This is a genomic window from Spirabiliibacterium falconis (assembly GCF_014885015.1).
Classification (GTDB): Bacteria; Pseudomonadota; Gammaproteobacteria; order Enterobacterales; family Pasteurellaceae; genus Spirabiliibacterium; species Spirabiliibacterium falconis.
Genome location: NZ_JABMIJ010000001.1, coordinates 67378 through 92846 on the forward strand (window position 1 = coordinate 67378; position 25469 = coordinate 92846).

The 25469-nt window shown below is 43.2% G+C and carries 26 protein-coding genes; 20 read left to right on the plus strand and 6 right to left on the minus strand.

The window, feature by feature from the left end; genetic code table 11:
* Positions 1-35: 35 nt before the first annotated feature.
* Positions 36-1250 (minus strand): pyridoxal phosphate-dependent aminotransferase, encoded by a 1215-nt coding sequence (locus HPC40_RS00375; protein ID WP_208117494.1) that lies wholly within the window; start codon positions 1248-1250, stop codon positions 36-38.
* A gap of 139 nt (positions 1251-1389) precedes the next feature.
* Here HPC40_RS00375 and HPC40_RS00380 point away from each other — a divergent pair, with 139 nt between their 5' ends.
* The 9 genes from HPC40_RS00380 (at position 1390) to accC (ending at position 9992) form a co-directional block, all read left to right on the plus strand.
* Positions 1390-2700 carry an isochorismate synthase gene (locus HPC40_RS00380; protein ID WP_208117495.1) on the plus strand — a complete coding sequence of 437 codons (1311 nt, stop codon included), beginning with the start codon at positions 1390-1392 and terminating at the stop codon, positions 2698-2700.
* Entirely contained in the window at positions 2681-4384 is a 1704-nt protein-coding gene (gene menD / locus HPC40_RS00385) for a 2-succinyl-5-enolpyruvyl-6-hydroxy-3-cyclohexene-1-carboxylic-acid synthase (RefSeq protein WP_208117572.1), read from the plus strand. Before HPC40_RS00380 ends, menD begins: the two co-directional genes overlap by 20 nt.
* Entirely contained in the window at positions 4377-5114 is a 738-nt protein-coding gene (menH, locus tag HPC40_RS00390) for a 2-succinyl-6-hydroxy-2,4-cyclohexadiene-1-carboxylate synthase (protein ID WP_208117496.1), read from the plus strand. Before menD ends, menH begins: the two co-directional genes overlap by 8 nt.
* A 9-nt stretch (positions 5115-5123) precedes the next feature.
* Positions 5124-5981, plus strand: coding sequence for a 1,4-dihydroxy-2-naphthoyl-CoA synthase (gene menB / locus HPC40_RS00395; RefSeq protein WP_208117497.1), 858 nt, complete (start codon positions 5124-5126; stop codon positions 5979-5981).
* 43 nt (positions 5982-6024) lie between these two features.
* Positions 6025-6471 (plus strand): hypothetical protein, encoded by a 447-nt coding sequence (locus tag HPC40_RS00400; RefSeq protein ID WP_208117498.1) that lies wholly within the window; start codon positions 6025-6027, stop codon positions 6469-6471.
* Positions 6468-7457 carry an o-succinylbenzoate synthase gene (gene menC / locus HPC40_RS00405; protein ID WP_208117499.1) on the plus strand — a complete coding sequence of 330 codons (990 nt, stop codon included), beginning with the start codon at positions 6468-6470 and terminating at the stop codon, positions 7455-7457. The genes HPC40_RS00400 and menC overlap by 4 nt, the downstream gene beginning before the upstream one ends.
* Before the next feature lie 95 nt (positions 7458-7552).
* Positions 7553-7993, plus strand: a complete 441-nt coding sequence (gene aroQ / locus HPC40_RS00410; RefSeq protein WP_408021811.1) for a type II 3-dehydroquinate dehydratase — start codon at positions 7553-7555, stop codon at positions 7991-7993.
* 147 nt (positions 7994-8140) lie between these two features.
* The gene (accB, locus tag HPC40_RS00415) at positions 8141-8602 is read left to right on the plus strand and encodes an acetyl-CoA carboxylase biotin carboxyl carrier protein (RefSeq protein ID WP_208117501.1); all 462 of its coding nucleotides are present in this window, start codon (positions 8141-8143) and stop codon (positions 8600-8602) included.
* Between the two features lie 49 nt (positions 8603-8651).
* Positions 8652-9992, plus strand: coding sequence for an acetyl-CoA carboxylase biotin carboxylase subunit (accC, locus tag HPC40_RS00420; RefSeq protein ID WP_208117502.1), 1341 nt, complete (start codon positions 8652-8654; stop codon positions 9990-9992).
* Positions 9993-10038: 46 nt separating this feature from the next.
* On the opposite strand, the gene pssA is transcribed toward accC, so the two are convergent.
* The gene (pssA, locus tag HPC40_RS00425) at positions 10039-11406 is read right to left on the minus strand and encodes a CDP-diacylglycerol--serine O-phosphatidyltransferase (RefSeq protein ID WP_208117503.1); all 1368 of its coding nucleotides are present in this window, start codon (positions 11404-11406) and stop codon (positions 10039-10041) included.
* Positions 11407-11558: 152 nt separating this feature from the next.
* Here pssA and HPC40_RS00430 point away from each other — a divergent pair, with 152 nt between their 5' ends.
* The gene (locus tag HPC40_RS00430) at positions 11559-12566 is read left to right on the plus strand and encodes a TrmH family RNA methyltransferase (RefSeq protein WP_208117504.1); all 1008 of its coding nucleotides are present in this window, start codon (positions 11559-11561) and stop codon (positions 12564-12566) included.
* On the opposite strand, the gene HPC40_RS00435 is transcribed toward HPC40_RS00430, so the two are convergent.
* A complete protein-coding gene (locus HPC40_RS00435; protein WP_208117505.1) occupies positions 12567-12827 on the minus strand; it encodes a YfhL family 4Fe-4S dicluster ferredoxin in 261 nt (86 codons plus the stop codon).
* Between the two features lie 80 nt (positions 12828-12907).
* Between HPC40_RS00435 and HPC40_RS00440 the strand changes: the two genes are divergently transcribed.
* From HPC40_RS00440 to fbaA, 3 genes are all read left to right on the plus strand, one after another.
* Positions 12908-13630, plus strand: a complete 723-nt coding sequence (locus HPC40_RS00440) for a ribonuclease T2 family protein (protein ID WP_208117506.1) — start codon at positions 12908-12910, stop codon at positions 13628-13630.
* Positions 13631-13780: 150 nt separating this feature from the next.
* A complete protein-coding gene (gene pgk, locus HPC40_RS00445) occupies positions 13781-14950 on the plus strand; it encodes a phosphoglycerate kinase (RefSeq protein ID WP_208117507.1) in 1170 nt (389 codons plus the stop codon).
* A 52-nt stretch (positions 14951-15002) separates the two neighbouring features.
* A complete protein-coding gene (gene fbaA, locus HPC40_RS00450) occupies positions 15003-16085 on the plus strand; it encodes a class II fructose-bisphosphate aldolase (RefSeq protein ID WP_208117508.1) in 1083 nt (360 codons plus the stop codon).
* 58 nt (positions 16086-16143) lie between these two features.
* Here the strand turns inward: fbaA and cpxA are convergent, their stop codons facing one another.
* The 3 genes from cpxA to mutH form a co-directional block, all read right to left on the minus strand.
* On the minus strand, positions 16144-17580 hold the full coding sequence (cpxA, locus tag HPC40_RS00455; RefSeq protein WP_208117509.1) for an envelope stress sensor histidine kinase CpxA: 1437 nt from the start codon (positions 17578-17580) through the stop codon (positions 16144-16146).
* A 23-nt stretch (positions 17581-17603) separates the two neighbouring features.
* On the minus strand, positions 17604-18317 hold the full coding sequence (locus HPC40_RS00460) for a response regulator (protein WP_208117510.1): 714 nt from the start codon (positions 18315-18317) through the stop codon (positions 17604-17606).
* A 61-nt stretch (positions 18318-18378) separates the two neighbouring features.
* Positions 18379-19047: a DNA mismatch repair endonuclease MutH gene (gene mutH, locus HPC40_RS00465; RefSeq protein ID WP_208117511.1), complete on the minus strand. Its 669-nt coding sequence runs from the start codon at positions 19045-19047 to the stop codon at positions 18379-18381.
* Between the two features lie 559 nt (positions 19048-19606).
* Here mutH and rppH point away from each other — a divergent pair.
* From rppH to clpP, 7 genes are all read left to right on the plus strand, one after another.
* Positions 19607-20197 (plus strand): RNA pyrophosphohydrolase, encoded by a 591-nt coding sequence (gene rppH / locus HPC40_RS00470; RefSeq protein ID WP_208117573.1) that lies wholly within the window; start codon positions 19607-19609, stop codon positions 20195-20197.
* A gap of 12 nt (positions 20198-20209) precedes the next feature.
* On the plus strand, positions 20210-21001 hold the full coding sequence (locus tag HPC40_RS00475) for a sulfite exporter TauE/SafE family protein (RefSeq protein WP_208117512.1): 792 nt from the start codon (positions 20210-20212) through the stop codon (positions 20999-21001).
* 15 nt (positions 21002-21016) lie between these two features.
* Entirely contained in the window at positions 21017-21817 is an 801-nt protein-coding gene (gene lgt, locus HPC40_RS00480; RefSeq protein WP_208117513.1) for a prolipoprotein diacylglyceryl transferase, read from the plus strand.
* 21 nt (positions 21818-21838) lie between these two features.
* Positions 21839-22690, plus strand: a complete 852-nt coding sequence (locus HPC40_RS00485; RefSeq protein WP_208117514.1) for a thymidylate synthase — start codon at positions 21839-21841, stop codon at positions 22688-22690.
* Positions 22691-22761: 71 nt separating this feature from the next.
* Complete coding sequence (gene lysM / locus HPC40_RS00490; RefSeq protein WP_208117515.1) at positions 22762-23208, plus strand: peptidoglycan-binding protein LysM; 447 nt, start codon at positions 22762-22764, stop codon at positions 23206-23208.
* Between the two features lie 223 nt (positions 23209-23431).
* Positions 23432-24730, plus strand: a complete 1299-nt coding sequence (tig, locus tag HPC40_RS00495) for a trigger factor (protein ID WP_208117516.1) — start codon at positions 23432-23434, stop codon at positions 24728-24730.
* A 137-nt stretch (positions 24731-24867) separates the two neighbouring features.
* Positions 24868-25467 (plus strand): ATP-dependent Clp endopeptidase proteolytic subunit ClpP, encoded by a 600-nt coding sequence (clpP, locus tag HPC40_RS00500; protein ID WP_208117517.1) that lies wholly within the window; start codon positions 24868-24870, stop codon positions 25465-25467.
* Positions 25468-25469: the final 2 nt, after the last annotated feature.

A 25469-nucleotide genomic window follows, 5' to 3' on the forward strand; every position in this document is an offset into this window, starting at 1 on the left:
AAACCGCACTTTTAGATAAAGTGCGGTTTTTTGCGTTATTGACGGTAAGTGCTTAGGAAATTTTCTAGCTGTTTAAGTGCGGTTTCGAGCTGTTGGACGTGGGGCAGGGTCACCACGCGGAAGTGGTCTGGCTGGTGCCAGTTGAAGCCACGACCGTGTACGAGCAGCACTTTTTCTTGTAGTAACAGATCAAGCACAAATTTTTCATCATCGTAAATGTTGTACATGTTGGTATCGATTTTGGGGAACATATACATTGCACCCATCGGTTTCACGCAGCTAATGCCTGGAATGCTATTGAGCATTTCATAGGCTTTATTACGTTGCTCCAATAACCGCCCACCCGGAAGAATATATTCGTTAATGCTTTGATAACCGCCAAGTGCGGTTTGAATGGCGTGTTGCATTGGCACATTGGCACAAAGCCGCATGGAGGCAAGCATATCTAACCCTTCAATGTAGCCTGCTGCCGCGTGTTTTGGTCCGTGTAATAACATCCATCCTTGGCGAAAACCCGCCACACGGTAGGCTTTAGAAAGCCCATTGAAGGTTACGGTCAGTAAATCGGGGGCTAGGGCGGCGATATGGTGATGCACAGCACCGTCGTAGAGAATTTTGTCGTAAATTTCATCGGCAAAAATGATTAATTTATTTTGTCGTGCGATTTCGGCAATTTGCAATAGCAATTCACGACTATACACCGCCCCCGTTGGGTTATTTGGGTTGATGATCACAATCCCTTTGGTGCGTTCGGTGATTTTGCTTTTAATATCATCAAGATCAGGAAACCAATCCGCACTTTCATCGCAGATGTAATGCACGGCTTTACCGCCTGATAGGGTAACAGCGGCGGTCCATAATGGATAGTCAGGCATTGGCACTAGTACTTCATCACCATCGTTGAGTAAGGCTTGCATCGACATTACGATCAATTCTGATACGCCATTGCCGATATACACATCATTCACTGATGGGCTACGCAAGCCTTTGGATTGATAATATTGCACCACGGCTTTGCGGGCAGAATAGAGCCCTTTTGAGTCGCAATAACCTTGTGCGGTTGGCAGATTACGCATTACATCGACCAAAATTTCATCGGGGGCTTCAAAGCCGAAAGGCGCAGGATTGCCAATATTCAGTTTGAGAATTTTATGACCTTCTTCTTCCAGACGAAGGGCTTCTTTATGCACCACGCCACGAATATCGTAGCAAACGTGTTCTAATTTATCTGATTTAGGAAACGTGTTCATTGGCAATCCTTAACAATGAGAGAGTAGTGTTCTTACTTTACGCTTTTGATGCAAAAAATTAAAGATTTTCTCCGCACTTTTTCTAAAAGTGCGGTAAAATTTCCATTTTAAGTAAAATGAATGTATTTTGGAGTTTAGCGTGCCAACTTGTTGGGCATTATTAAAACAAGCGTTCAACACAGCGATCATTGCGGCAGAAAATCAGCATGATCAGGATTATTACGCACTAACATGTCGTGTGCCTGTTACGAATGAAGATGTTAATGTATTGGCGTGGCTAAAAGGGCAGACGTGTTTTCCGCAGTGTGTTTGGCGTGCACGTCATACCAATGAGTATGTGGTGGCATTAGGGCAAGTCATCGTCTTTGATGACATCACGTTAGCACAGCATTTTCTGGCACAGCAGCATGAGTTACGTTTAATTGGTGGCATGAAATTTGATGGGCAAGCACAATTTTTACTACCACGGTTACTGCTTCGTTGCTCAGCAACGGAGCTTCAGGCGACACTGTGTTTGCACGCAGATGAAGATAAAAGTGCGGTTATGGCGTGGTTGACAGCACTTGCTGAACCACGCTCAATCACACCACTTGACACCCAGCTTGTGTTTCATTCTCAGGCGTATAGTCAATCGCAGTGGTGTGCATTGGTTGAGCGTGCGTTGCAGGCGATCGCCTCAGGGGATTTTTTGAAAGTCGTCCCCGCACAAGTGAAATACTATACTGTGCAGGGTGAATTTAATCCCGTGGATTTTATTGCCCATGCCAGTGCAGAGCAACGTGAGTGTTATGGTTTTTTATGGGCAGATAGCCCAACCCATGCCTTTTTTGGCATTAGCCCAGAGCGTTTTTATTGTCGAGACGGCGAGCATTTATGCACAGAAGCCTTAGCTGGCACGGTAAAGTGCGGTCAGCATCCGCAAGAAAATCAGAATGCACTGGCGTGGTTGATGAAGGATGTGAAAAACAGCCATGAGAATGCGTTAGTAGTGGACGATATTGTGCAAAAACTGACACCGCTGGCTAAGCAAATTACCGTGGCGGATTTGGAAGGGCGGCAATTGCGTTATGTACAACATCTTGCTCGTCCCATTCGTGCCACGTTAAAAAGTGCGGTTGGAGATTGCGACTGCATGCGTGCGATCCATCCTAGTGCAGCGGTGGGGGGATTACCAACCGCACCAGCCAAGGCATTTCTGGCACAGCATAATATTGAACGAGCGTGGTATGCAGGCACATTTGGCGTGATGGCACGTCAACACAGTGAATTTTGTGTGACAATTCGCAGTGCGTATTATCAGCAAGATCAAATCAGTGTGTATGCAGGTGCAGGGATTGTGAGAGGCTCAGATCCCTTGTTAGAATGGCAAGAAATTGAGCGTAAAACAGCGGGTATATTATCGTTGTTTCGCAATATAAGGGAGAATAATGATGTCAGTAGCCCTGTTTAATCGTGTTTGGGCGCGAGTGATTTTAGAAAGTATTGTGCGCCAAGGTGTGAAGCATATTTGCATTGCGCCAGGATCGCGTTCTACACCCTTAACACTAGAAGCCGCAAGGTTGGAGCGAGAGCAAGGCGTGCAGCTGCATACGCATTTTGATGAACGCGGTTTAGGCTTTTATGCGTTAGGTATTGCAAAAGCAACACAGCAACGCGTCGCAATAATTGTGACCTCTGGCACGGCAGTGGCAAATGTGTATCCTGCGGTGATTGAGGCGTCTTTAACGGGGGCAAAATTGGTGGTGCTTACCGCTGATCGCCCGATTGAATTATTACAGTGCGGTGCTAATCAAGCCATTGATCAGGCTGGGATTTTTGCAAATTATCCCGTAGCGAGCCTCAATCTGCCTCGCCCTGATAGTCAATTAAGTGCGCAATGGTTATTAAGTGTGACTACAGATGCACTATTTAAGCAGCAAAACGGTGGCGTAGTGCATTTCAATGTGCCGTTTGCTGAACCGCTTTATGATGTTGATGAAAGTGCGGTGAATGTGCATCCGTGGCTTGCCCCGATTCAAACGTGGTTGAAAAGTAAGCAGTGTTGGCGTGTTTATCCGAGTGGCCAGCAAGATGTTATGGTGCATGCACAGTGGGACGAATGGCGTACGAAACGGGGTGTGATTATTGTAGGACAGCTTTCAGCGCGTGAATGTATGGGGCTGACACAATGGGCACAAACGCTAGGCTGGGTACTCATCAGTGATATTCAATCAGGCATTAGTGCGTCGTTGCCATATGCGGATATTTGGCTGGCAAATGACGCGGTGCGTGAAAAATTATTGCAAGCGGATATTGTGATTCAGTTTGGGCGACAAATCATCAGCAAGCGGGTACACCAGTTTTTGGCGACATTCCACGGTGAATTTTGGCAGGTAGATAGCAGTGCAACCGCACTTGATCCGCATCACCATCAAGGCACACGTTTTATTGCGCCTGTTCATCATTGGCTACGAGCACACCCTCCACTGCGACAACGTGAATGGCTACTTGAACCATTAGCATTATCAAAATTTTGCCGTCATTTTATTGCTCAGCAAGTGGGAAGCAAACTCAATGAGGCGTCATTAGCCCATTTTATTGAGCGTATTTTGCCACGCAATGGCGTATTATTTTTAGGCAATAGTTTATTTGTGCGTTTGGTCGATGCACTCGGTTTTCTGCCCGAAGAGTATCCTGTTTATACGAATCGGGGCGCTAGTGGCATTGATGGTTTAGTTGCCACTGCCGCAGGGATTGGACAGGCAACAGGGCAGCCTTTGGTTGCCATGTTAGGTGATGTGAGCGCACTTTACGATCTCAATTCGCTTGCACTGTTGCGTCAAGTGCCACAACCTACGATTTTATTTGTGATTAATAATAATGGTGGGGCTATTTTCGATATGCTCAATGTGGATCAACAGGTAAAAAATACCCTTTATCGAATGCCACATGGGCTTGAATTTGCGCAAGCGGCAGCAATGTTTGGGCTAAATTATCAACGACCATACACATGGGCGGATCTTAACAGCATATTGAAACAAGCCTACGCACGCAAAGAAACAACGCTTATTGAAATTAAATCAGCACCGAGTGAAGGAAGTCAAATTTATCAGAATTTATTAAGTCAAATTGCGAAGGCGGTGATTGGTGACTAAGCCTGTTGCGGTATTCTTGCATGGCTTGCTTGGTGATAAGCACGATTGGCAGGCGGTCTGTGCGCACTTGCGTATAGACAGTATCTGTTTGGATTTACCAGGTCATGGCGATCATCGTCATATTAATGTTGATAGTTTTTTTGATGTGGCATGCTGGCTAGATAATGCGCTTAAGCCCTATTACAACCGCCCATTGATTTTAATTGGCTACTCATTGGGTGCCCGTATTGCACTCTATTACAGTTATGCTTTTTTGCCAACGTCGCGCCAACCGCACTTATTGGTGTTAGAAGGTGCAAATATGGGGCTGCCAGAGGCAACGCAGCGGCAGTTGCGCTGGGAACATGATCAGCAGTGGGCAGATTATTTTCGACAACATAGCATGACGCAATCACTTATGGGGTGGTATCAACAAGAGGTATTTGCACACTTAACCGACTCGCAACGTCATGCCTTAATTGCCACTCGAGGCAGCAATGATCCTCACGCTATTGCCAAGATGTTATTGGCAACGAGCCTTGCTAAACAGCCTTATTTACTTGACTGTGCGCGCCAAAGTCCTTTCCCTGTGCATTATATCTGTGGTGAAAGGGATAAAAAATTTCGCCAATTGGTAAAGGAGTACGCATTACGCACCCATTTTATTGACCATGCTGGGCATAATGCCCATCGTGAAAATCCGGCGGCATTTGCTGCGGCACTGACCGCACTTTTACAACCATTTTTATAAGGAAAAACCATGTTATACCCAAGTGAAGAGATGTTATATGCCCCTGTTGAGTGGCATGACCACAGCCACGGTTACAGCGATATTTTGTATCACAAATCCAGCGATGGTATCGCTAAAATCACCATTAATCGCCCACACGTTCGCAACGCGTTTCGCCCACAAACGGTGAAAGAAATGATTCATGCGTTTGCTGATGCACGTTTTGATGAAAACATTGGCGTGATTGTCTTGACGGGGCAAGGCGAAAAGGCCTTTTGTGCAGGGGGCGATCAAAAAGTGCGGGGGGATTACGGCGGATATAAAGACGACAGCGGCGTGCATCATTTAAATGTGCTGGATTTTCAACGGGATATCCGCACATGCCCGAAACCTGTGGTCGCCATGGTGGCAGGATATGCCATTGGCGGTGGGCATGTGTTGCATATGATGTGTGATTTAACCATTGCCGCAGACAATGCTATTTTCGGACAAACAGGACCAAAAGTCGGCTCATTTGATGGCGGTTGGGGTGCAAGTTACATGGCTCGTATTGTTGGGCAGAAAAAAGCACGCGAAATTTGGTTTTTATGCCGTCAATATAATGCACAAGAGGCGTTAGATATGGGCTTGGTCAACACTGTGGTGCCTTATGCCGAACTGGAACGTGAAACCGTGCGTTGGTGTCGTGAAATGTTACAAAACAGCCCAATTGCCCTACGTTGCTTGAAGGCGGCACTCAATGCAGATTGCGACGGGCAGGCTGGACTACAAGAGCTGGCGGGTAATGCGACTATGCTGTTTTATATGACGGAAGAAGGCCAGGAAGGGCGCAACGCATTTAACCAAAAACGCGAGCCTGATTTCAGTAAATTCAAACGTAACCCGTAAGCCAAAGTGCGGTTGACCGCACTTTTAAGGTGAAGGAGAGAAAATGCGAAAGTTGTGGTTAAAATGGAGTTTATTGGTTGGGCTAAGTGCGGTGGTAAGTTTTGCATTTGGTCTTGGCGTGTTGAGTACACCGGCCTTTATCATTGGAATGGTGGCAGGCATAGCCTGTTTTATCATGTTTTATGTGTGGCTGGATAACAAACTTATCTTGTGGCAGCGTCCGCGGTGGCGTAAAGCCTTGCTACTCGGCGTGGTAATCAAAATGCTACTACAAGTTTGGCCTATGATTGAAATGTACTGTGGCATAGTATCACTTGCAGTACTAGACACCTTATTTGGGCAGTCTATTCCCTTATTTTGGCATGGCTTTTTAGGCACACTTGGCACAGGCACACTACTGTCGCTGGTGGTGGGTATTTTTACCGCACTTTCGTATGGGGTATTAGGCTTGTGGCAACGAACAATGACACATTCAAAGGAGAGGGTATGACAATGCGATCTTATCAACTTTATCATTACGCCATCCCGATGGACTCACAGGTAGTGTTACGCAATCGTTTTTTGAAAGTGCGGGAAGGGCTTTTGGTCAAGGTCAAGTGCGGTGAACACGAGGGCTGGGGCGAAATTGCCCCATTGCCTGAGTATAGTGTTGAAACGTTGGAACAAGCCAAAGCACAGGCGTTGAGCTGGCTTTCTGCATGGGATGAAGCACGTTGTAAAGGGGAAAAATTGCCGTTTGATGGGCTTTATCCATCGGTGGCATTCGGGCTAAGTTGTGCGATGGCAGAACTGAAAGGATTGCTTGGTGAGGCGAGCAACATGCGCAGTGCGCCACTGTGTTATGGTGATCCTGATGAACTTTATGCCAAGTTGGATAAAATTGAAGGCGAAAAAGTGGCGAAAATCAAGGTTGGCTTATATGAAGCGAACCGTGATGGATTGATTGCGGATATGTTTTTAGAAGCCATTCCTGATCTAAAGCTGCGCCTTGATGCCAATCGCACATGGACGCTCGAAAAAGCATTACAGTTCGCTAAATACGTTAAACCACAGCATCGTGCACGCATTCAGTTTATTGAAGAGCCGTGCAAAACGCCTGACATGAGTCTTGAGTTTGCACGTCAAACAGGCATTGCACTGGCATGGGACGAAAGTGTGCGCGAACCGCACTTTGAGGTGCGCAACGCGGAAAATGTGCGTGCGATTGTGATTAAACCGACACTCGTTGGCAGCCTTGAGCGTTGCATTGCGTTAATCGCACAAGCACATGCGCAAGGCATGCTCGCGGTGATCAGCTCGTCGATTGAATCCAGCTTTGGGCTAACCCAATTGGCGCGTATCGCTGCGCAATATACGCCAAATACCACACCAGGGCTGGACACGTTAGATTTAATGCAGTTGCAACTGGTGCGCCCTTGGCAGGGAGCAAGTTTGCCGTTAGTCGGGCTTGAAAGTGAATTTGTAACCGCACTTTAATGTTGAGTGAGGCACAAAATAAGGGAAATGCATAGAAAAGTGCGGTTATTTGATTAAACTTGCGTATAATGGCTGCGATGTGGAAAGGATATGATATGAAGATTTTATTACTCAATGGACCTAATCTGAATATGCTAGGCAAGCGTGAGCCTGAGCATTATGGGCGATTAACATTAGCACAGATTGAGCAAAATGTCGCGCAAGAAGCGCAAACATTAGGCGTGTCGTTGGATTGTTTTCAAAGTAATAGTGAGGTCGGGCTAATTGATAAAATTCACCAAAGTTTTCAACATATTGACTTTATTATTATCAATCCTGCGGCATTTACCCACACTAGTGTTGCCTTGCGTGATGCACTATTGAGTGTGGCAATTCCCTTTGTGGAAGTGCATTTATCAAATGTTCACGCACGCGAACCTTTTCGCCATCACTCTTATTTAAGTGATAAAGCGGTGGGCGTGATTTGCGGCTTGGGCGCACAGGGTTACCACTATGCGTTGCGGTTTGCCGTTGATTATTTGCAACAAAAAAGGTAAATTGGACGCAATATTCACTAATTTCAGTGAAATTTATCGCAATTTTCCCGAAATTAAGGTAACCTAGATAAAGTACCGTAACGTTATTTTTATAAGTTGAAACTATTTTGGCTTAATATTTTATACATGAACAAGTGAGCGAATGTAATGGATATCCGTAAAATTAAAAAACTAATTGAGTTAGTCGAAGAGTCTGGCATTATGGAAATTGAAATTTCCGAAGGTGAAGAGTCAGTTCGTATTAGTCGTGGCAGTGCAGCACCGCAAGCCGTGCAATATACATTACCTGCCAGTGCGCCTGTACAATCAGCCCCTGCTGCACCGAGTGTAAATGAAAGTGCGAATGTAGCAGCACCAGCACCAGCAACCCCAACAGGACATGAAGTGCGTAGCCCAATGGTCGGCACATTCTACCGCGCACCAAGCCCAGAAGCTGCACCGTTTGTCGAAGTTGGCAGCCAAGTTAAAGTAGGTGATCCGCTCTGTATCGTGGAAGCAATGAAAATGATGAACCGCATAGAGTCTGATAAAGCGGGTGTGGTCAAAGCAATCATTGTTGACGATGGCGATGCGGTTGAATTTGATCAGCCTCTAATCATTATTGAATAATTTTTAACCGCACTTTTAAGGTGTGGTTTGACGAGCGTGGATTGAGAGTATGTTAAAAAAAGTTGTGATCGCTAACCGCGGAGAAATTGCGTTGCGCATTTTGAGAGCCTGCAAAGAGTTAGGCATTAAAACAGTGGCGGTGCATTCCACAGCGGATAGAGATTTAAAACATGTTTTGCTAGCCGATGAAAGTATTTGTATTGGGCCTGCGCCATCAAGTAAAAGTTATCTAAATATTCCTGCACTCATTGCAGCTGCGGAAGTGACAGGTGCTGATGCCATTCACCCAGGTTATGGGTTTTTATCTGAAAATGCGGATTTTGCGGAACAAGTTGAGCGTTCAGGTTTTGTGTTTATCGGTCCGACCGCAGACGTTATTCGTTTAATGGGAGATAAAGTTTCGGCGATTAATGCCATGAAAGCAGCGGGTGTGCCGTGTGTGCCAGGATCAGATGGTCCTTTAGGAAGCGATATTAAGAAAAATCTTGCGATGGCAGAAAAAATTGGCTATCCGGTTATTATCAAAGCCTCTGGCGGTGGCGGTGGTCGCGGTATGCGTGTAGTGCGTAGTGCCGATGAGCTGGAGCAAGCAATTGCGATGACCAAATCTGAAGCAAAAGCGGCATTTAATAATGACGTGGTGTATATGGAAAAATATTTAGAAAATCCGCGTCATGTTGAAATTCAAGTGCTTGCGGATACCCATGGAAATGCCGTTTATCTTGCCGAGCGTGATTGCTCTATGCAACGTCGCCACCAAAAAGTGGTGGAAGAAGCTCCTGCACCAGGGATTGATGATCAATTACGCAAAGACATTGGGCAGCGTTGTGCCAATGCATGTGTGGAAATCGGTTATCGTGGTGCTGGTACATTTGAATTCTTATATGAGAATGGCGAATTCTATTTCATTGAAATGAATACCCGTATCCAAGTTGAGCATCCAGTTACTGAAATGATCACAGGTGTTGATTTGGTCAAAGAGCAGTTACGTATCGCTTCAGGGATGCCGTTATCGGTGAAACAAGATGACATTAAAGTACGTGGGCATGCTATTGAGTGTCGTATTAACGCAGAAGATCCACGTAACTTCCTGCCATCACCTGGGAAAGTGACACGTTTACATACACCAGGCGGCTTTGGTATTCGCTGGGATTCGCACATTTATGATGGCTACACCGTACCACCACATTATGATTCCATGATTGCAAAACTGATCAGTTATGGTGAAACGCGTGAAGAGGCGATTACACGAATGCGTAATGCACTTTCAGAAGTGATTATTGAAGGACTAAAAACCAATATTCCACTCCATGAAATGATTATGGATGACGACGCTTTCAACCGTGGCGGTAGCAATATTCACTATCTTGAGAAAAAACTGGGGTTATAATGTATAACCGCACTTTTTAACAAAACGGCGCATAGTGCGCCGTTTTTTATAATATCATTTTTACGATTTTATCTGCCTTTATGCGTTTAAACCGCTTAAGCAAACGTTTAACCTGCGTAGGGTAGTCTTGTAATTTATCTAAACATTGATAATTGTGTAAAATAGCCGTATGTTCACGGATAATTTCAAGTTCTTTTGTGGTTTGCTCCAGCAATGTATGTTCTGGATCGTGAATTAACAAACCATTTTCAGCGTCTAAACGCCATGCACGAGGGTTGAGATTGTTACCCGTTAACAAAATAAACTCTTCATCTACCCAAACGCCTTTGAGGTGATAGGAATTTTCACCGTGCTGCCATATACGAATAGTTAATAATTTATCATCAATAGCATGACGGAATTTTTTGCAAAAATTGCGTAGGTTCATTTCATATAAATACGGCAGAGCCGATGCCATATGAAAAGGCGCATCAGGTGGTGTATAAAAATCATTAGCGGTCTTATCGCCAACGATAATTTCAACCTGTTTTCCTTCATGTAGGCGTTGCTTAATTTTGTGTTGCAAATGGCGTGGAAAATTAAAATAAGGGGTGCAGATAGTCAGCTTTTGCTGTACGGCATCAAATAACTGTTCAATTGTCGCATTGAGCAAATTATTGCTCCCTAAACCAAAAATAGGGGCAATTTGTAATTGTGTATTGCTCAACGTGTGTGCATTCTCAACACGATATTGCCCCTGAGACGCAAGCATTTTGCGGTATTGACGTATTGATGGACGCAAAGTGCGGTCAAATGTTACGCCTTGATCTAAGCGTTTTACCACGGGTGCATCCAATATATACTCCTGCACGAATGCCACGATGGTATTGGCTAATTCGGGATTGATAATTTTTTGATAGCGGTCATAACGATAACGCTGATGTTGGTGTAAATAGACATCATTAATGCTTGCGCCGCTATAAAGCACGGTGTCGTCGAACACAAAACCTTTTAAATGCAGCACCCCAAATAGCTCGCGCGTGTTGATGGGAACACCTAAAAAACGAATTTCCTGTTCGGCAGGCAAATTATGTGCAAGGCGTTGCTGTTCATACCATTGCGCGTTGGTTTGGCTTTCTTCTTCACCTAAACGTCCACGTTGTGCACGGTGCATATCCACTAAAACGGTAATATCAAGCTGTGGGCAAATCTGCTTGGCGTGATATAATGCGTCTAAAATCTCTTGTCCCGCGGCATCGTTTTGCCAATAAAGTGCGGTCATCACAATGCGTGATTTGGCATTTTTGATTAATGCTAACAGCGTTTGTTTGAACGCAGCACTGGAATAAATAAATTCAACATCACTGGCCTTTTGAGGCAAAAACGCTAAACGATTAAGCTGTGTTATTGCATGAGAATAGTGAGTATTTTGCATATCGTATTATGGTAAAGCCAAATTCATAATCCTTTAGTTTACTCTGAAATGAGATTATTTAACAGTAAAATCAAAAACCGCACTTTGTGTCACAAAATTTGCTATACTGATAGCCATACCATTCTATTTAACTGCAACAATTAAGGCATGCAATGAGCGAGCAATTTAAAAAGCAACCCCACTTTCAACACGATAACGGTAAACAACGTTTTGCCGAGAAGAAATCGCCACGCAATGATCGTCAAAAAGAGCGCACTCAGACACTGCGAGGGGCGAGAAACACTAAAGCTGAGGCTGATGGATTTGTGTGGAAACAGACGGAAATGGCGGCACAAAAAGCAGGAAAAAACGCAAGTGGCAGCGTAAGCGTGATGATAAAAGGAGAGGTGAGTGGTAAAAAAACAGGCCCACTTTCCCCTCGAGCGCCCGAGAAAATTCGCAAAAATCGTGATGAAGAGATGAAAATTTATGGGGTTGAGGCTTGCCTTGCTCGCTTTAAACAACACCCAGATAGTATTGTTCGCTTGTGGGCGACAGTGGAAATGAGCCATAAATTGGGCGAGCAGTTGCGTTTTTTAGCCAGTCAACGGAAAGCATATCATGTGGTCAGTAGTGAGGAATTGGCGTTAGTGAGTGGTAGCGAACATCATGGTGGAATCTGTTTATTGGTGAAAAAAACGCTACCTATGGATTTGGAACGTTATCTTAAACAGGTAAAATTGCAAGACTGCGTACTGATTTTGCATGATATTCACAACGCACACACGATAGGGGCTATTTTGCGTACAGCGGCATTTTATGGCGTTACAGGGGTTATTAGTCAACGGCCTGAAAAACTGCCAAGCCCAGCAGCGGCGCGTGTGGCAGAAGGGGCGTTGGAGTATGTGAATTTTATTGCTAGTACGCATCTTGATGCGACGATCGCACGCCTGCAGCGAGCAGGTTATCAAGTGATTGCGCTCACGCAAGACAAACAAGCAACAGCATTAAATAAAGTGCGGTTTGGTGACAAAGTGGCGTTGATTTTAACGGAAAATGCAACCGCACTTTCAGCGTCAGTGGATGAACAGGTTGTGTTGTCATTTGACAGTCCTTTAGCCAATGGCGTGAATAGTGCAGTCAGTGCGGGAATTGTGCTTTCTCGGTGGTATTTTCGATAATCATAATTTATCGCTGTGATGCAAGAGTGCGAAGCGTTCCCATAGCGTCTCTTCTGATTCAATGTGTTCGGGGTCGGTGATAATACAATTGTTGATCGGGCACACTTTTTGGCAGGTGGGGGTATCGTAATGCCCCACGCATTCCGTGCAAAGGGCGGGATTAATCACGTAGATCTCTGCCCCGAAACTGATTGCCTCATTTGGGCACTCAGGCTCGCACATATCGCAGTTAGTACATTTTTCGGTGATTAATAACGCCATTGCTGAATACTTGTTGGTGTTTAAAAAAAGCGTAGATTATAATCTAAAAGCACGCTGAAAACCAATTTTATGGATATACTATGACTTATTCTCCCGCTCAATTACGCCGTATTGTGCGTATTATTGTGATTTTTATCTCTGTGGTCGTTACCGCACTTTTCTATTCTCGCCAAGATAAACAGGCTGAAAATGATGTAGCGCAAGACTCGCCAAACATACAAAAAACGGACGCTAATCCCCATTATGATGTGTCGTTGGCACAAGATAAACTTGGACAAAATAAGCACGCCAGTGTTGATTACTATATGTTAGTGTTGTCATGGTCGCCTGGTTTTTGTGCTGAGCAGCGTGAGCACTATGGCAATCATCTTCCAGCAGGATTGCAATATCAATGTGATTCCCAACAACAATTTGGGTGGGTTGTACACGGACTTTGGCCGCAAAATGCGAATGCACGCAGTATTCATCAGCACCCTCGTTTTTGCCAAGGGGATCTTCCGCCAGTTGACCGCACTTTGCTAGTGCGTTATTTATCGATGTCGCCAGGCTTGCAGTTATTGCAAGGAGAATGGGAAAAACACGGTGCTTGTGCTTTTAATCAAGCGCAAGCCTATTTTGATCAGGCGCAGCGTTTATTTAACAGCTTAACGTTGCCATCAGAAAAATTGAGTAAAGGGGAATTATTTCGCTTTATGCGTAAAAACAATCCGCAATTAGCGGGCAAGTATATGAATGCTTCACATAATGAATTGAAAATTTGCTACGATCTTGCTTGGCAACCAATGGATTGCCCAATGAAATAGTAAAGTGCGGTTGAGTTTGACGTTAATCAAGGAATTAATTAATAGCCTAAAATAATAGCGTCTTTCTTGCATTTTACATTGAGATGAAAGATTAACTTGTTATAATTTAACCGTGTTGATTTTTATTTTTAACCCAAAAGAGGACTTATTATGTCAGTAATCAAAATGACCGATTTAGATCTGAATGGCAAACGTGTGTTGATTCGTTCAGATTTGAACGTGCCTGTTAAAGATGGCAAAGTAACATCTGATGCGCGGATTAAAGCATCTATTCCAACCATTAAGCGTGCTTTAGAGCAAGGTGCAAGCGTGATGGTTACCTCTCACTTTGGTCGTCCAACTGAGGGGGAATACAATGCCGAGTTCTCTTTACAGCCTGTTGTGGATTACCTTAACAATGCGTTAGATGTGCCTGTGCGTTTAGAAAAAGATTACTTAAATGGTGTTGAGGTAAAACCTAACGAATTAGTTGTGTTGGAAAATGTACGTTTTAACAAAGGCGAGAAAAAGGATGCTGATGAGTTGGCAAAACAGTATGCCGCACTTTGTGATGTATTTGTGATGGACGCATTTGGTACAGCACACCGTGCACAAGCCTCTACACATGGCGTAGCAAAATTTGCGCCTGTTGCTTGCGCAGGTCCATTGCTTGCGAATGAATTAGACGCATTGGGTAAAGCATTAAAGAACCCAGCTCGCCCAATGGTTGCGATTGTGGGCGGGTCTAAAGTATCAACGAAATTAACCGTGTTGGATTCATTGTCTAAAATTGCGGACCAATTAATCGTGGGTGGTGGTATTTCCAATACATTTGTGGCAGCTCAAGGGTTGAATGTGGGTAAATCGTTACATGAACCTGATCTTATCCCTGAAGCACAACGTTTACTTGGCGAATCGGATATTCCATTACCAACAGATGTACGCGTTGGCAAAGAATTTTCAGAAACTGCACCTGCAACTGTGAAACCAGCAACCGATGTTCAAGATGATGAAGAAATTATGGATTTGGGTGATCAATCGGCAGAAAAATTAGCTGAGATTATCCGTGGTGCGAAAACCATTTTGTGGAATGGCCCGGTTGGGGTATTCGAGTTCCCGAACTTCCGTAAAGGAACTGAAATTGTGGCTCGTGCGATCGCAGATAGTGATGCGTTCTCCATTGCTGGAGGCGGCGACACACTGGCGGCAATTGATCTATTTGGAATTGCAGATCAAATTTCATATATCTCAACAGGAGGCGGTGCATTCTTAGAGTTTGTGGAAGGTAAAGTGTTACCAGCCGTTGCGATTTTAGAAGAACGTGCAAAAGAACAAGCGTAATAATCCTCAAGGCGAGCGTCGCTCGCCTTCCCTTTAATATAAGGAAATGACTATGTCTAAAATTTTCGATTTTGTAAAACCAGGTGTTATCACTGGTGATGATGTGCAAAAAGTATTTAATGTTGCAAAAGAAAACCAATTTGCATTGCCTGCGGTTAACTGTGTTGGTTCGGATTCAATTAATGCGGTACTTGAAACGGCAGCACGTGTAAAAGCACCTGTCATTGTGCAGTTTTCAAATGGTGGTGCAGCCTTCTATGCGGGCAAAGGAATTAAATTACCTGAGGGGCAACGTGCTGACGTGCTAGGTGCAATTGCCGGGGCAAAACATGTGCATCAAATGGCTGAACATTATGGCGTGCCAGTCATTTTGCATACAGACCACTGTGCGAAAAAATTATTGCCATGGATTGATGGCATGTTAGAAGCAGGTGAAAAACACTTTGCTGAAACGGGTAAACCGCTCTTTTCTTCTCATATGATCGATCTATCTGAAGAGCCATTAGAAGAAAATATGGAAATCTGTAAAAAATACCTTGAGCGTATGTCTAAAATTGGTATGACATTAGAAATTGAATTAGGTATCACTGGTGGTGAGGAAGACGGTGTGGATAATTCAGACCGTGATCCAATGGAATTGTATTCTAAACCAGAAGAGATTGATTATGTATATACCGAGCTCTCAAAAGTTAGCCCACGTTTTACTGTGGCTGCGGCATTTGGTAACGTGCACGGTGTGTATAAACCTGGTAATGTGAAATTGACGCCGAAAATTTTGAAAGCTGGTCAAGATTATATCCGTGAAAAACACGGCTTGAGCAGTGAAAAACCAGTGTCTTATGTATTCCACGGTGGCTCAGGCTCAACACATGAAGAAATTCAAGAGGCGGTTAGCTATGGTGTGGTAAAAATGAATATCGACACCGATACCCAATGGGCATCTTGGGATGGTATTTTACAATACTACAAAGCCAACGAAGCCTATCTACAAGGTCAGTTGGGTAACCCAACGGGTGAAGATGCGCCAAACAAAAAATATTACGATCCACGTGTTTGGTTGCGTAAAATGGAAGAGTCTATGTCTAAACGTTTAGAGCAGTCATTTGACGATCTAAATTGTCGTGATGTTCTATAATTCTACATTCGACAGAAAACCGCACTTTTATAAAAGTGCGGTTTTTCTATGTACTTGATTATAGCTTTAATGGCAAGATAATTTGAATACGCAATCCACCAAGAGGGCTTTTGCTCGCTTGTACACTGCCACCATGTTGCTCAATGGCATTAGCGACAATTGAGAGACCTAATCCCGTTCCACCAGTCGTTCGTGCGCGAGCTTCATCAGTGCGATAGAATGGTTTGAAAATACGCTCATATTCACTTTCGGGCACCCCTTCGCCGTTATCGTCGACCAAAATTTCCAGTTTTGAACCATGTAGCTGGGTGGTGGTTAAATGGACTTCGCCATTCGCATATTTGAAAGCATTACGAATGACATTTTCCAGTGCGCGCGCTAAAATTTCACTATTTCCCATCATTGAGAGCTTTTCGGGGTGTTGTATAAATTGCGAGAAGATAAAAACGATATTACGCTCTTGGCTTTCAAAATAGGCATCTTCAACGACACTTTCCCAAATATCAACTATCGGAAAAGCGGTACGGTTAATCTCAATGGTGAAATAGTGGCGTGACATTTGTAATAATTGCGCAATCATTTTATCCATACGCTCTATTTCTGTTTCGATCCGAGTCACTTCCGTTGTTTCGCCATTACGACGACGTAGCAGTGATGTCGCCAGTTGTAAGCGTGTCAATGGCGTGCGTAATTCATGGGAAATATCGGATAAGAGACGTTGTTGTGAATGAATCACATTGTCAACAGAATTGATCATCTGATTGAAACTTTTACCCACTTCGCGCAGCTCCATTGGACCTGATGATTCAAGTTCAGGCATCACTTGCAGATGTCCATGACTAATGTCATTTGCTGCATTACGCAGGCGTTTAATTGGTCGCGTTAAACTAAAAATGAGCAGAATCAGTAAAGGTGTACTCGTTATCATTAATAACGAAAGCATAATAAGCGGGTGGTCAAAAATAAAATTCACGAATTCTTGCTGTGGATTGACGGTTTCAATAAAGTACAGCAAGTAAGGTTCAGAATCTGAAAAGGGATAGGAGGACACAAAAGGCCCAACAACGTCCAGGTTCGAGAAGCGTTTTTTCTTTGGCTCTAAAGGATTGGCTGATTCTCGAACAAATTGATATAAGATAGATGACTGGTCGGAATCTAATGCACCGATAATATTATCGTAATTATTTGGATTGACGAGGGCGATGTTACGAGTAAATTTTTTACTGTCTTTTTCTTTAAGAATAGCATCATGCGAAATGGCATTTTTGTCAAAATATTGTAGGTCATGCAAGGTATTATCAGATGAGGCTTTGATCACTTTGGTTTGGAAAAGATGGATCTCTTCATCTGATAACAGGCTTAGATTGCGGGCATCCATATTGGGAATAAAAAATGCCACGCCCATCAGTGCAAAGAAAGCAAACCAAATTAACCAAAAAAGGGCGAAGATTTTAACATTAATGGAATTGATTGCAGGGTAACATTTTAGCCCCATATCTACACCCTTTTATACGATGATTAATTTTCGGTTACCAGTAAATAACCCCGCCCTCTCAAGGTTTTTACCCACGGTAGATCATCATTACGCTTAGGTAATTTTTTACGGAGATTGGATACGTGCATATCAATTGAGCGATCAAATGGCGCAAGGCGTTTACCGAGAATTTCGAGGCTGAGCAATTCGCGTGATAAAATTTTACCTTGATGTTTAATTAACGTGTAAAGCAATGCAAATTCAGTGCCTGTTAAATCCAAGTCTTGTGTGCCGTGCATGGCTTGCTGACGACCAGGATAGAGTGTAACACCTGCAAAGGTAATGTGTGTATGTTCGTCAATGTCGTGATGGACTTTATCGCTGAGATCATCATTAAGTGCGGTGCGACGTAAAATAGCTTTAATTCTCGCAACCAATTCACGATCATTAAACGGCTTAGCAATGTAATCATCTGCGCCTAATTCGAGCCCTAATACGCGATCAATATCATCTCCGCGCGCAGTTAGCATAATGATTGGTGTAGAGTAGGATTGGCGGATACGCTTTAAGGTTTCGATCCCATTTAATTCAGGCATCATGATATCCAATAAAATTACGTCATGACTGGAATTTAGCGTATCTAACGCTTGCACGCCATTATGCACTGTTTCTACCTCAAATCCTTCTAATTGCAGTACTTCTGCAAGTAGCTCTGTCAGTTCGATATCATCATCGACCAGTAAAATTTTCTTTGCCATTGCTAACTTCCTTATGTTTAATACATTAGCCTCGCCTACTGAACAATAATCTTACTACACTTTAACGGTTGAGAAAATCCTGCAAGATTTTTTGAGTGAAAATTTTACGTAAATAAAATCCCAATGGTAGCGTTTGAATTGAATTTCCTTTTACATCAATCCCTAACGTGCGGGATCGGCTATTAGCTCCCTTAGGGCGCAATTGTAAAACTTCCCCAATACGCGCATTAATTTTGCCGTAATCACCCAGCACAATCAGCTCCATTAATTCTTCCCAATCTTGTGCTAATTGCCTTTCTTGTTCTATGCTAGGTTGCCATAAAATAGGTACACCCACTCGTCTTTGCTCTAGCGGAATCTGGCGTTCACCTTCAACAGGAATCCATAGCACTTTTTGTAACTTTTTGCGTACATGGCTATTTTCCCACAGTACTCCCGTATTTTGTGTCAACGGAGCAAGACTGACAAAGGTGGTCTCTAAAGGTTGTCCAGCCGCATTAATAGGAATTGTTTTAAGCTCAATGCCGAGAGCGTGAAAATCTTGCTCCGCTTTGCTTCCTGCACTTGCCCCAAGTGCGGTTTCGAGCAACATGCCTACCCAACCTTTATGTTTTTGTAAGTTTCTAGGAACAACAATGCCGAGCTCTTCTGCGATCTCTGCCAAGGTTAGCCCCGCTAAACGCTGTGCATTTGCTAATAATTCCTGTTCTGTTTGAGGGGTATAACTCATCACTATTCCAATTTATTTTTTAGGCGTCTGTCACATATCGATTTTTCCATCAATCTTTTATTGCCTACAACAGATACAAGTGCTTTGTTTTATCTTATTGATTTTACTTTTAAAAAACAATATATCAAAGTGCGGTTAATGACCATAAACAATCTATAAATCATTCACTCACACTGTTATCCACAGAAATATGGGATAACTTACCGCACATTGTGAGGTTTGTAAAAAAGCGTTTATAATCTTTTTTCTTTGTTGAAAAAATAAGTCAAAATTGAGTGGATTCTCACCTGTGATGTTTTTTTGAACACGGTGATCATCACATTTTTGTCTCGCGCTGTGCTAAGCCAAAAAACCTTATCATTATTCACATTTGACCGAAAGAAAGTGAAAAGGTTCACAGAGGATATACCGTTAACACACAGCGTTATCCACAGAAATTGTGGAATCCTAAACCTCACTTTGTATTTTTTGTGATCGCGACCGTGTGAATTGGTTGTCAGCGTTGGCAGAATATGAAACAATCAACGCATTATACGAGTTGAATAAAAAGGTTTCGACAGTGATCGATTTTGATGGATATAGACCAAATGTTGGGGTCATTATCTGTAATAGACATGGTCAAGTGCTGTGGGCAAAGCGTTTTGGACAAAATTCGTGGCAATTTCCTCAAGGTGGCATTAATGAAGGGGAAACACCAGAGCAGGCAATGTTTCGTGAATTATATGAAGAGGTTGGACTTGGTGCCCAGGATGTGCAAATCTTAGCGACCTCTAAAGGCTGGTTGCGTTATAAGTTGCCAAAAAGATTAGTGAGAGCCGATACAAATCCCGTCTGTATTGGGCAAAAACAACGCTGGTTTTTATTACGTTTAACGTGTGCAGAGAGCCAGATTAACTTAAATGCGACGAAACACCCGGAGTTTGATGGTTGGCGATGGGTCAGTTATTGGTATCCCGTTCGCCAAGTGATTGCGTTTAAACGTGATGTGTACCGTAAGATAATGAAAGAATTTGCCCCTGTGGTGATGGCATATGCCCAGCAGCAAAGTGAAGGGGGGCAACATCAAAGTGCGGTTGCCCGCCGAGGAAAAGGGCATAAAAAACGCCCGCGTCGCTGGCGAAATGATCATAAAAATGTACAACATGATTAGGAGAGGGCATAAATGACCACTGTAATCATTGCCTGCTTATTAACGGGGGCAATAGCGGGTTTTTTCTCGGGGTTATTTGGGATTGGTGGCGGTGTGATTATCGTGTCCGTCATGATCTATATTATGCCGTTAGTTGGCGTGCCTGATGCACAATTAATGAATGTGGCGTTAGGTACAACGTTTGCTTCAGTTATGATGACATCTTTTGCATCGGCATTGCGCCATTACCGCCTTGGCAATGTGGATATGCGGGCAGCAACATATTTGACTCCTGCGCTTGTGATATCGATTTTTATTGCTGGGCAGTTTGTTGCGTATTTGCCAAAGGCAATTACCAGCAAATTATTCGCCTTGATGGTACTGTATTTGGCAATTAAAATGATTGTATCAATAAAGCAAAAGCCAGCAAATAAACCATTGACACGCTCAGCATGTTTTATTGGTGGTGGGGTGATTGGCGTATTGTCGAGTTTTGCGGGCATCGCTGGTGGGAGCTTCATTGTACCATTTTTAAATGCGCGAGGGGTGGAGATGAAGCGAGCAATTGGCACGTCTTCAACCTGTGGTATTTTTTTGAGTATGTCAGCGATGATGAGTTTTATTATCAGTGGCTGGAATCACGGATTAATGCTTGATTATTCCATTGGCTATGTTTATTTACCTGCGGTTATTTTATTAACACTGACCTCATTTATCACCACGAAACTTGGTGTGCACCTTGCCAGTTCGTTACCCGTTGCCACTTTGAAAAAAGCCTTTGCTGTGCTGTTGCTGGTGATGGTCGCAAACATGTTAATGCACTAATATTTAAGGAAAATTATGAATGCGTATATTGCCTTCCCCAATTTTGATCCTGTGATTTTTGAATTTGGACCTATTGGGCTGCGTTGGTATGGTTTAATGTATTTAATTGGGTTTATTTTTGCGCGTTGGTTAGCCGTGAAACGTGCGAAAAAGCCTCATAGTGGTTGGACAGTTGAGCAAGTTGATAACTTACTTTTTAATGGTTTTTTAGGGGTGTTTCTCGGCGGTCGTATAGGCTATGTGTTGTTTTACCACCTCGACTTTTTTTTGCAAGATCCACTTTATCTATTCCGTGTATGGGAAGGGGGAATGTCGTTTCATGGTGGCTTAATGGGCGTTATTATTGCCATGTGGCTTACAGCAAAGTGGCAACAACGCCCGTTTTGGGCGATGGCTGATTTTGTTGCACCATTGATTCCATTTGGTCTAGGTGCAGGACGGATTGGTAATTTTATTAATGATGAACTTTGGGGACGTGTTACGGATGTACCGTGGGCGGTATTATTCCCATCTGGGGGATATGTGCCACGTCATCCATCACAATTATATGAAGCAGTTTTAGAAGGCGTTGTGCTGTTTATTATTTTAAATTGGTTTATCCAAAAGCCGCGTCCACAAGGTGCAGTTGCAGGATTATTTCTGCTGTGCTACGGCATTTTCCGTTTTGTCGTGGAATTTTTCCGTGAGCCAGATGCGCAGTTAGGACTGTTTTTTGGACAAAATGTATCGATGGGACAGATTTTATCATTACCTATGATTATTATTGGGGCGTTGATTATGGTTATTGCTTATCGACGCAGGCAAAGTGCGGTTTAAAAGTGCGGTTTAGGAGATGCAATGCGACAATATCTTGATCTATGCCAACGTATCATTGACCAAGGGCAATGGGTAGAAAATAAACGGACAGGAAAACGTTGTTTAACCGTAATCAACGCTGATTTAGAATATGACGTTGGGGCTGGTGAGTTCCCACTTATTACTACGCGGAAAAGTTATTGGAAAGCAGCGATTGCGGAGTTTTTGGGCTATATTCGAGGTTTTGATAATGCGGCCGATTTTCGTAAGCTAGGCACAAAAACATGGGATGCGAACGCGAATCTTAACCCCGACTGGCTAAAAAATCCTCATCGCAAAGGGGAAGATGATATGGGGCGGGTTTACGGTGTGCAAGGTCGGCGTTGGCGTAAACCTAATGGCGAACACGTAGATCAGCTTGCGAAAGTGGTGGCGAATTTACGTCAAGGGATTGATGATCGCGGCGAAATCATCACTTTTTATAATCCTGGCGAAGTTGACCTAGGGTGTTTACGCCCTTGTATGCACACCCACACATTTTCATTATTAGGCGATACTCTGTATTTAACCAGTTATCAACGCTCATGTGATGTGCCATTGGGACTAAATTTTAATCAAATTCAAGTGTACGTATTTCTGGCCCTAATGGCACAAATCACTGGGCATAAGGCAGGTAAGGCGTATCATAAAATTATCAATGCGCACATTTACGAAGATCAGCTGGAATTAATGCGTGATGTACAGCTCAAACGTGAGCCATTACCCCTGCCAAAACTGATCATTAACCCAGAGATCAAAACATTACAGGATTTGGAAACGTGGGTAACGATGGCAGATTTCAAAGTGGAGGGGTATCAATCTCATGCACCTATTGCATACCCATTTTCGGTATAAGGATTGATCTAAAACATAAAGTGCGGTATTAATAACACGAACTTTTAACGCGTTTAACTAAGGATGAAAAAATGGGACTATTTGATTTTGTGAGTGATATTGGTAAAAAATTATTCAGTAAAGAAGAGGACGCCTCTAAAGCGGTAACCGAGCACATTAGTGAAGACAATCCTGGGGTCGAAAATGTGAACGTGACTGTTGAAAATGGTGTAGCCAAAATAGAAGGGCAAGCCAAAGATGCAAGTGCACTGGAAAAAGCGATTTTAATGGCAGGTAACATCGCGGGAATCACCAAAGTGGAAGCCGATGGCGTAACGGTGGCAAGTGGTGAAACAGTGGACGATTCTGACGATGCATTTTACGTCATTCAAAAAGGTGATACATTGTGGAAAATTGCTGAGCGTACCTATGGCAATGGTGCAAAATACACCGCAATCGTTGAAGCGAATAAAGAAGTGATTAAAGATGCGGATAAAATTTTCCCTGGGCAAAAAATTCGCTTGCCAAAAGGATTATAATCATCCGTTCGTACCAAAAGCCTAGATTGATCTAGGCTTTTTCACATGATAACAGACCGCACTTTGCTGTTTTTGTTTAATTTATCAACAAATATGCGCTTTTCACCGTTTACATCTCGACGAAATTTGTTTGAATCGGTATAATCTAGCATCTATTGTTAGTTATTCGGTGTTTGTCGATCAGTTTTGTGACGCCGAGATCATCTGAATTTTGAGGTAAAAAATGCAATCTTCTGTAGAAACAACACAAGGTCTTGAGCGCCTTATCACCATTACTGTACCCGCAGCCGATATTGATGCAGCGGTGCGTGAAGAAATGAAGCGTGTCGCCAAAAATGCACGTATTGATGGTTTCCGCAAAGGCAAAATTCCACCCGCCATTTTGGAGCAACGCTTTGGCGCGTCTGTGCGTCAAGATGTGTTGAGTGATTTAATGCAAAAAAGTTTTTTTGATGCGGTTATGCAAGACAAAATTAACTTTGCTGGTCGTCCAACATTTGAGCCTGAGCAATATGAATTAGGCAAAGATTTTGTCTTTAAAGCCCGTGTGGAAGTTTACCCTGAAGTTGAATTAAAAGGTTTAGAGGCAATCAATGTTGAAAAACCTGTAGTTGATGTAACAGAAGCTGACATTGATAAAATGGTTGATGTGTTGCGTAAACAACAAGCGACATGGAAAACCATTGATGGAGCTGCAAAAGCTGATGATCGCGTTACGATTGATTTTGATGGTAGCGTTGATGGCGAAGCATTTGACGGCGGTAAAGCACAAGATTATGCGTTATTGATGGGGCAAGGTCGTATGATCCCTGGGTTTGAAGACGGGATTGTGGGGCATAAAGCGGGTGAGCAATTTACCATTGATGTCACATTCCCTGAAGATTACCACGCAGAGAACTTAAAAGGGAAAGCGGCTAAATTTGATATCAACTTGAAAAAAGTTGAAGAAATGGAATTGCCAGAGGTTACCGATGCGTTTGTACAAAAATTTGGTCCAAACACAAAAACTGTAGCGGATTTGCGTGCCGAAATTAAGAAAAATATGGAACGTGAGTTGAAAAATGCGGTGATGACTCGAATCAAAAATCAAGTGATTGATGGTCTTTTAGCACAAAATGAGATTGACGTGCCAAAATCTGCGGTAGAGCAAGAGATTGATGTATTGCAACAGCAAGCAATGCAACGCTTTGGTGGACAAGCACCAAAAGATTTCCAATTGCCACGCGAAATTTTTGAAGAGCAAGCTCGTCGTCGTGTACAAGTTGGCTTATTGTTAGGTGCGGTAATCTCTAGCAATGAATTGAAAGCCGATGAAGCGCGTGTGAAAGCGATGATTCAAGATATCGCAGCAGCGTATGAGCAACCAAAAGAAGTGGTAGAATATTACAATTCAAACAAAGAATTGCTAAACAATATTCGCAATGTTGTGCTTGAAGAACAAGCTGTTGAAAAAGTGTTAGAAAAAGCACAAGTGAGCGACAAAGCAGCAACATTTGATGAGATTATGAATCCGCAAGCGTAATGCGAATTGTGAATATCAAAGTGCGGTCTAAGACCGCACTTTTTGTTTGTAGCATAAATAATATGCGGTTTTTAGGATTTTTATGATGATTTAGGCTAGAATATGCCTCAGTTATGAAGAAGAGTTAAGAGGATTATATGGCATTAGTACCAATGGTGGTGGATCAAACCTCACGTGGCGAGCGTTCTTATGATATTTATTCGCGTTTATTAAAAGAACGTATCGTCTTTTTAAGCGGTGAGGTGGAAGATAATATGGCAAATTTAATTGTTGCCCAATTACTTTATCTCGAATCAGTTGATCCAGAGAAAGATATTCATCTTTATATTAACTCTCCTGGTGGTGTGGTAACGGCAGGATTGGCAATTTATGACACGATGCAATTTATTAAACCTGATGTTAGCACGTTATGCGTAGGGCAAGCTTGTTCTATGGGAGCATTTTTGTTATCGGGCGGTGCTGCGGGTAAACGTTTTGCATTGCCGCATGCACGGGTAATGATTCACCAACCGTTAGGCGGCTATCGTGGGCAGGCAAGTGACATTCAAATTCACGCACAGGAAATTTTAAAAATTCGCAAAACCTTAAATGAGCGTATTGCTTATCATAGCGGTAAAGCACTAGAACAGGTTGAAAAAGATACCGATCGTGATAATTTTATGTCCGCACAACAAGCGAAAGAGTATGGTTTGATTGATGAGGTGTTAACGTCTCGTAATGAGGCAGTGAGTAAATAATT

Excerpts from the sequence above, each read along its gene's own strand:
- HPC40_RS00375 (WP_208117494.1), bottom strand. The coding sequence starts at position 1,250 with ATGAACACGTTTCCTAAATCAGATAAATTAGAACACGTTTGCTACGAT.
- menD (WP_208117572.1), top strand. The coding sequence starts at position 2,681 with ATGTCAGTAGCCCTGTTTAATCGTGTTTGGGCGCGAGTGATTTTAGAA.
- menB (WP_208117497.1), top strand. The coding sequence starts at position 5,124 with ATGTTATACCCAAGTGAAGAGATGTTATATGCCCCTGTTGAGTGGCAT.
- HPC40_RS00400 (WP_208117498.1), top strand. The coding sequence starts at position 6,025 with ATGCGAAAGTTGTGGTTAAAATGGAGTTTATTGGTTGGGCTAAGTGCG.
- menC (WP_208117499.1), top strand. The coding sequence starts at position 6,468 with ATGACAATGCGATCTTATCAACTTTATCATTACGCCATCCCGATGGAC.
- aroQ (WP_408021811.1), top strand. The coding sequence starts at position 7,553 with ATGAAGATTTTATTACTCAATGGACCTAATCTGAATATGCTAGGCAAG.
- accB (WP_208117501.1), top strand. The coding sequence starts at position 8,141 with ATGGATATCCGTAAAATTAAAAAACTAATTGAGTTAGTCGAAGAGTCT.
- accC (WP_208117502.1), top strand. The coding sequence starts at position 8,652 with ATGTTAAAAAAAGTTGTGATCGCTAACCGCGGAGAAATTGCGTTGCGC.
- pssA (WP_208117503.1), bottom strand. The coding sequence starts at position 11,406 with ATGCAAAATACTCACTATTCTCATGCAATAACACAGCTTAATCGTTTA.
- HPC40_RS00430 (WP_208117504.1), top strand. The coding sequence starts at position 11,559 with ATGAGCGAGCAATTTAAAAAGCAACCCCACTTTCAACACGATAACGGT.
- HPC40_RS00435 (WP_208117505.1), bottom strand. The coding sequence starts at position 12,827 with ATGGCGTTATTAATCACCGAAAAATGTACTAACTGCGATATGTGCGAG.
- HPC40_RS00440 (WP_208117506.1), top strand. The coding sequence starts at position 12,908 with ATGACTTATTCTCCCGCTCAATTACGCCGTATTGTGCGTATTATTGTG.
- pgk (WP_208117507.1), top strand. The coding sequence starts at position 13,781 with ATGTCAGTAATCAAAATGACCGATTTAGATCTGAATGGCAAACGTGTG.
- fbaA (WP_208117508.1), top strand. The coding sequence starts at position 15,003 with ATGTCTAAAATTTTCGATTTTGTAAAACCAGGTGTTATCACTGGTGAT.
- cpxA (WP_208117509.1), bottom strand. The coding sequence starts at position 17,580 with ATGGGGCTAAAATGTTACCCTGCAATCAATTCCATTAATGTTAAAATC.
- HPC40_RS00460 (WP_208117510.1), bottom strand. The coding sequence starts at position 18,317 with ATGGCAAAGAAAATTTTACTGGTCGATGATGATATCGAACTGACAGAG.
- mutH (WP_208117511.1), bottom strand. The coding sequence starts at position 19,047 with ATGAGTTATACCCCTCAAACAGAACAGGAATTATTAGCAAATGCACAG.
- HPC40_RS00475 (WP_208117512.1), top strand. The coding sequence starts at position 20,210 with ATGACCACTGTAATCATTGCCTGCTTATTAACGGGGGCAATAGCGGGT.
- lgt (WP_208117513.1), top strand. The coding sequence starts at position 21,017 with ATGAATGCGTATATTGCCTTCCCCAATTTTGATCCTGTGATTTTTGAA.
- HPC40_RS00485 (WP_208117514.1), top strand. The coding sequence starts at position 21,839 with ATGCGACAATATCTTGATCTATGCCAACGTATCATTGACCAAGGGCAA.
- lysM (WP_208117515.1), top strand. The coding sequence starts at position 22,762 with ATGGGACTATTTGATTTTGTGAGTGATATTGGTAAAAAATTATTCAGT.
- tig (WP_208117516.1), top strand. The coding sequence starts at position 23,432 with ATGCAATCTTCTGTAGAAACAACACAAGGTCTTGAGCGCCTTATCACC.
- clpP (WP_208117517.1), top strand. The coding sequence starts at position 24,868 with ATGGCATTAGTACCAATGGTGGTGGATCAAACCTCACGTGGCGAGCGT.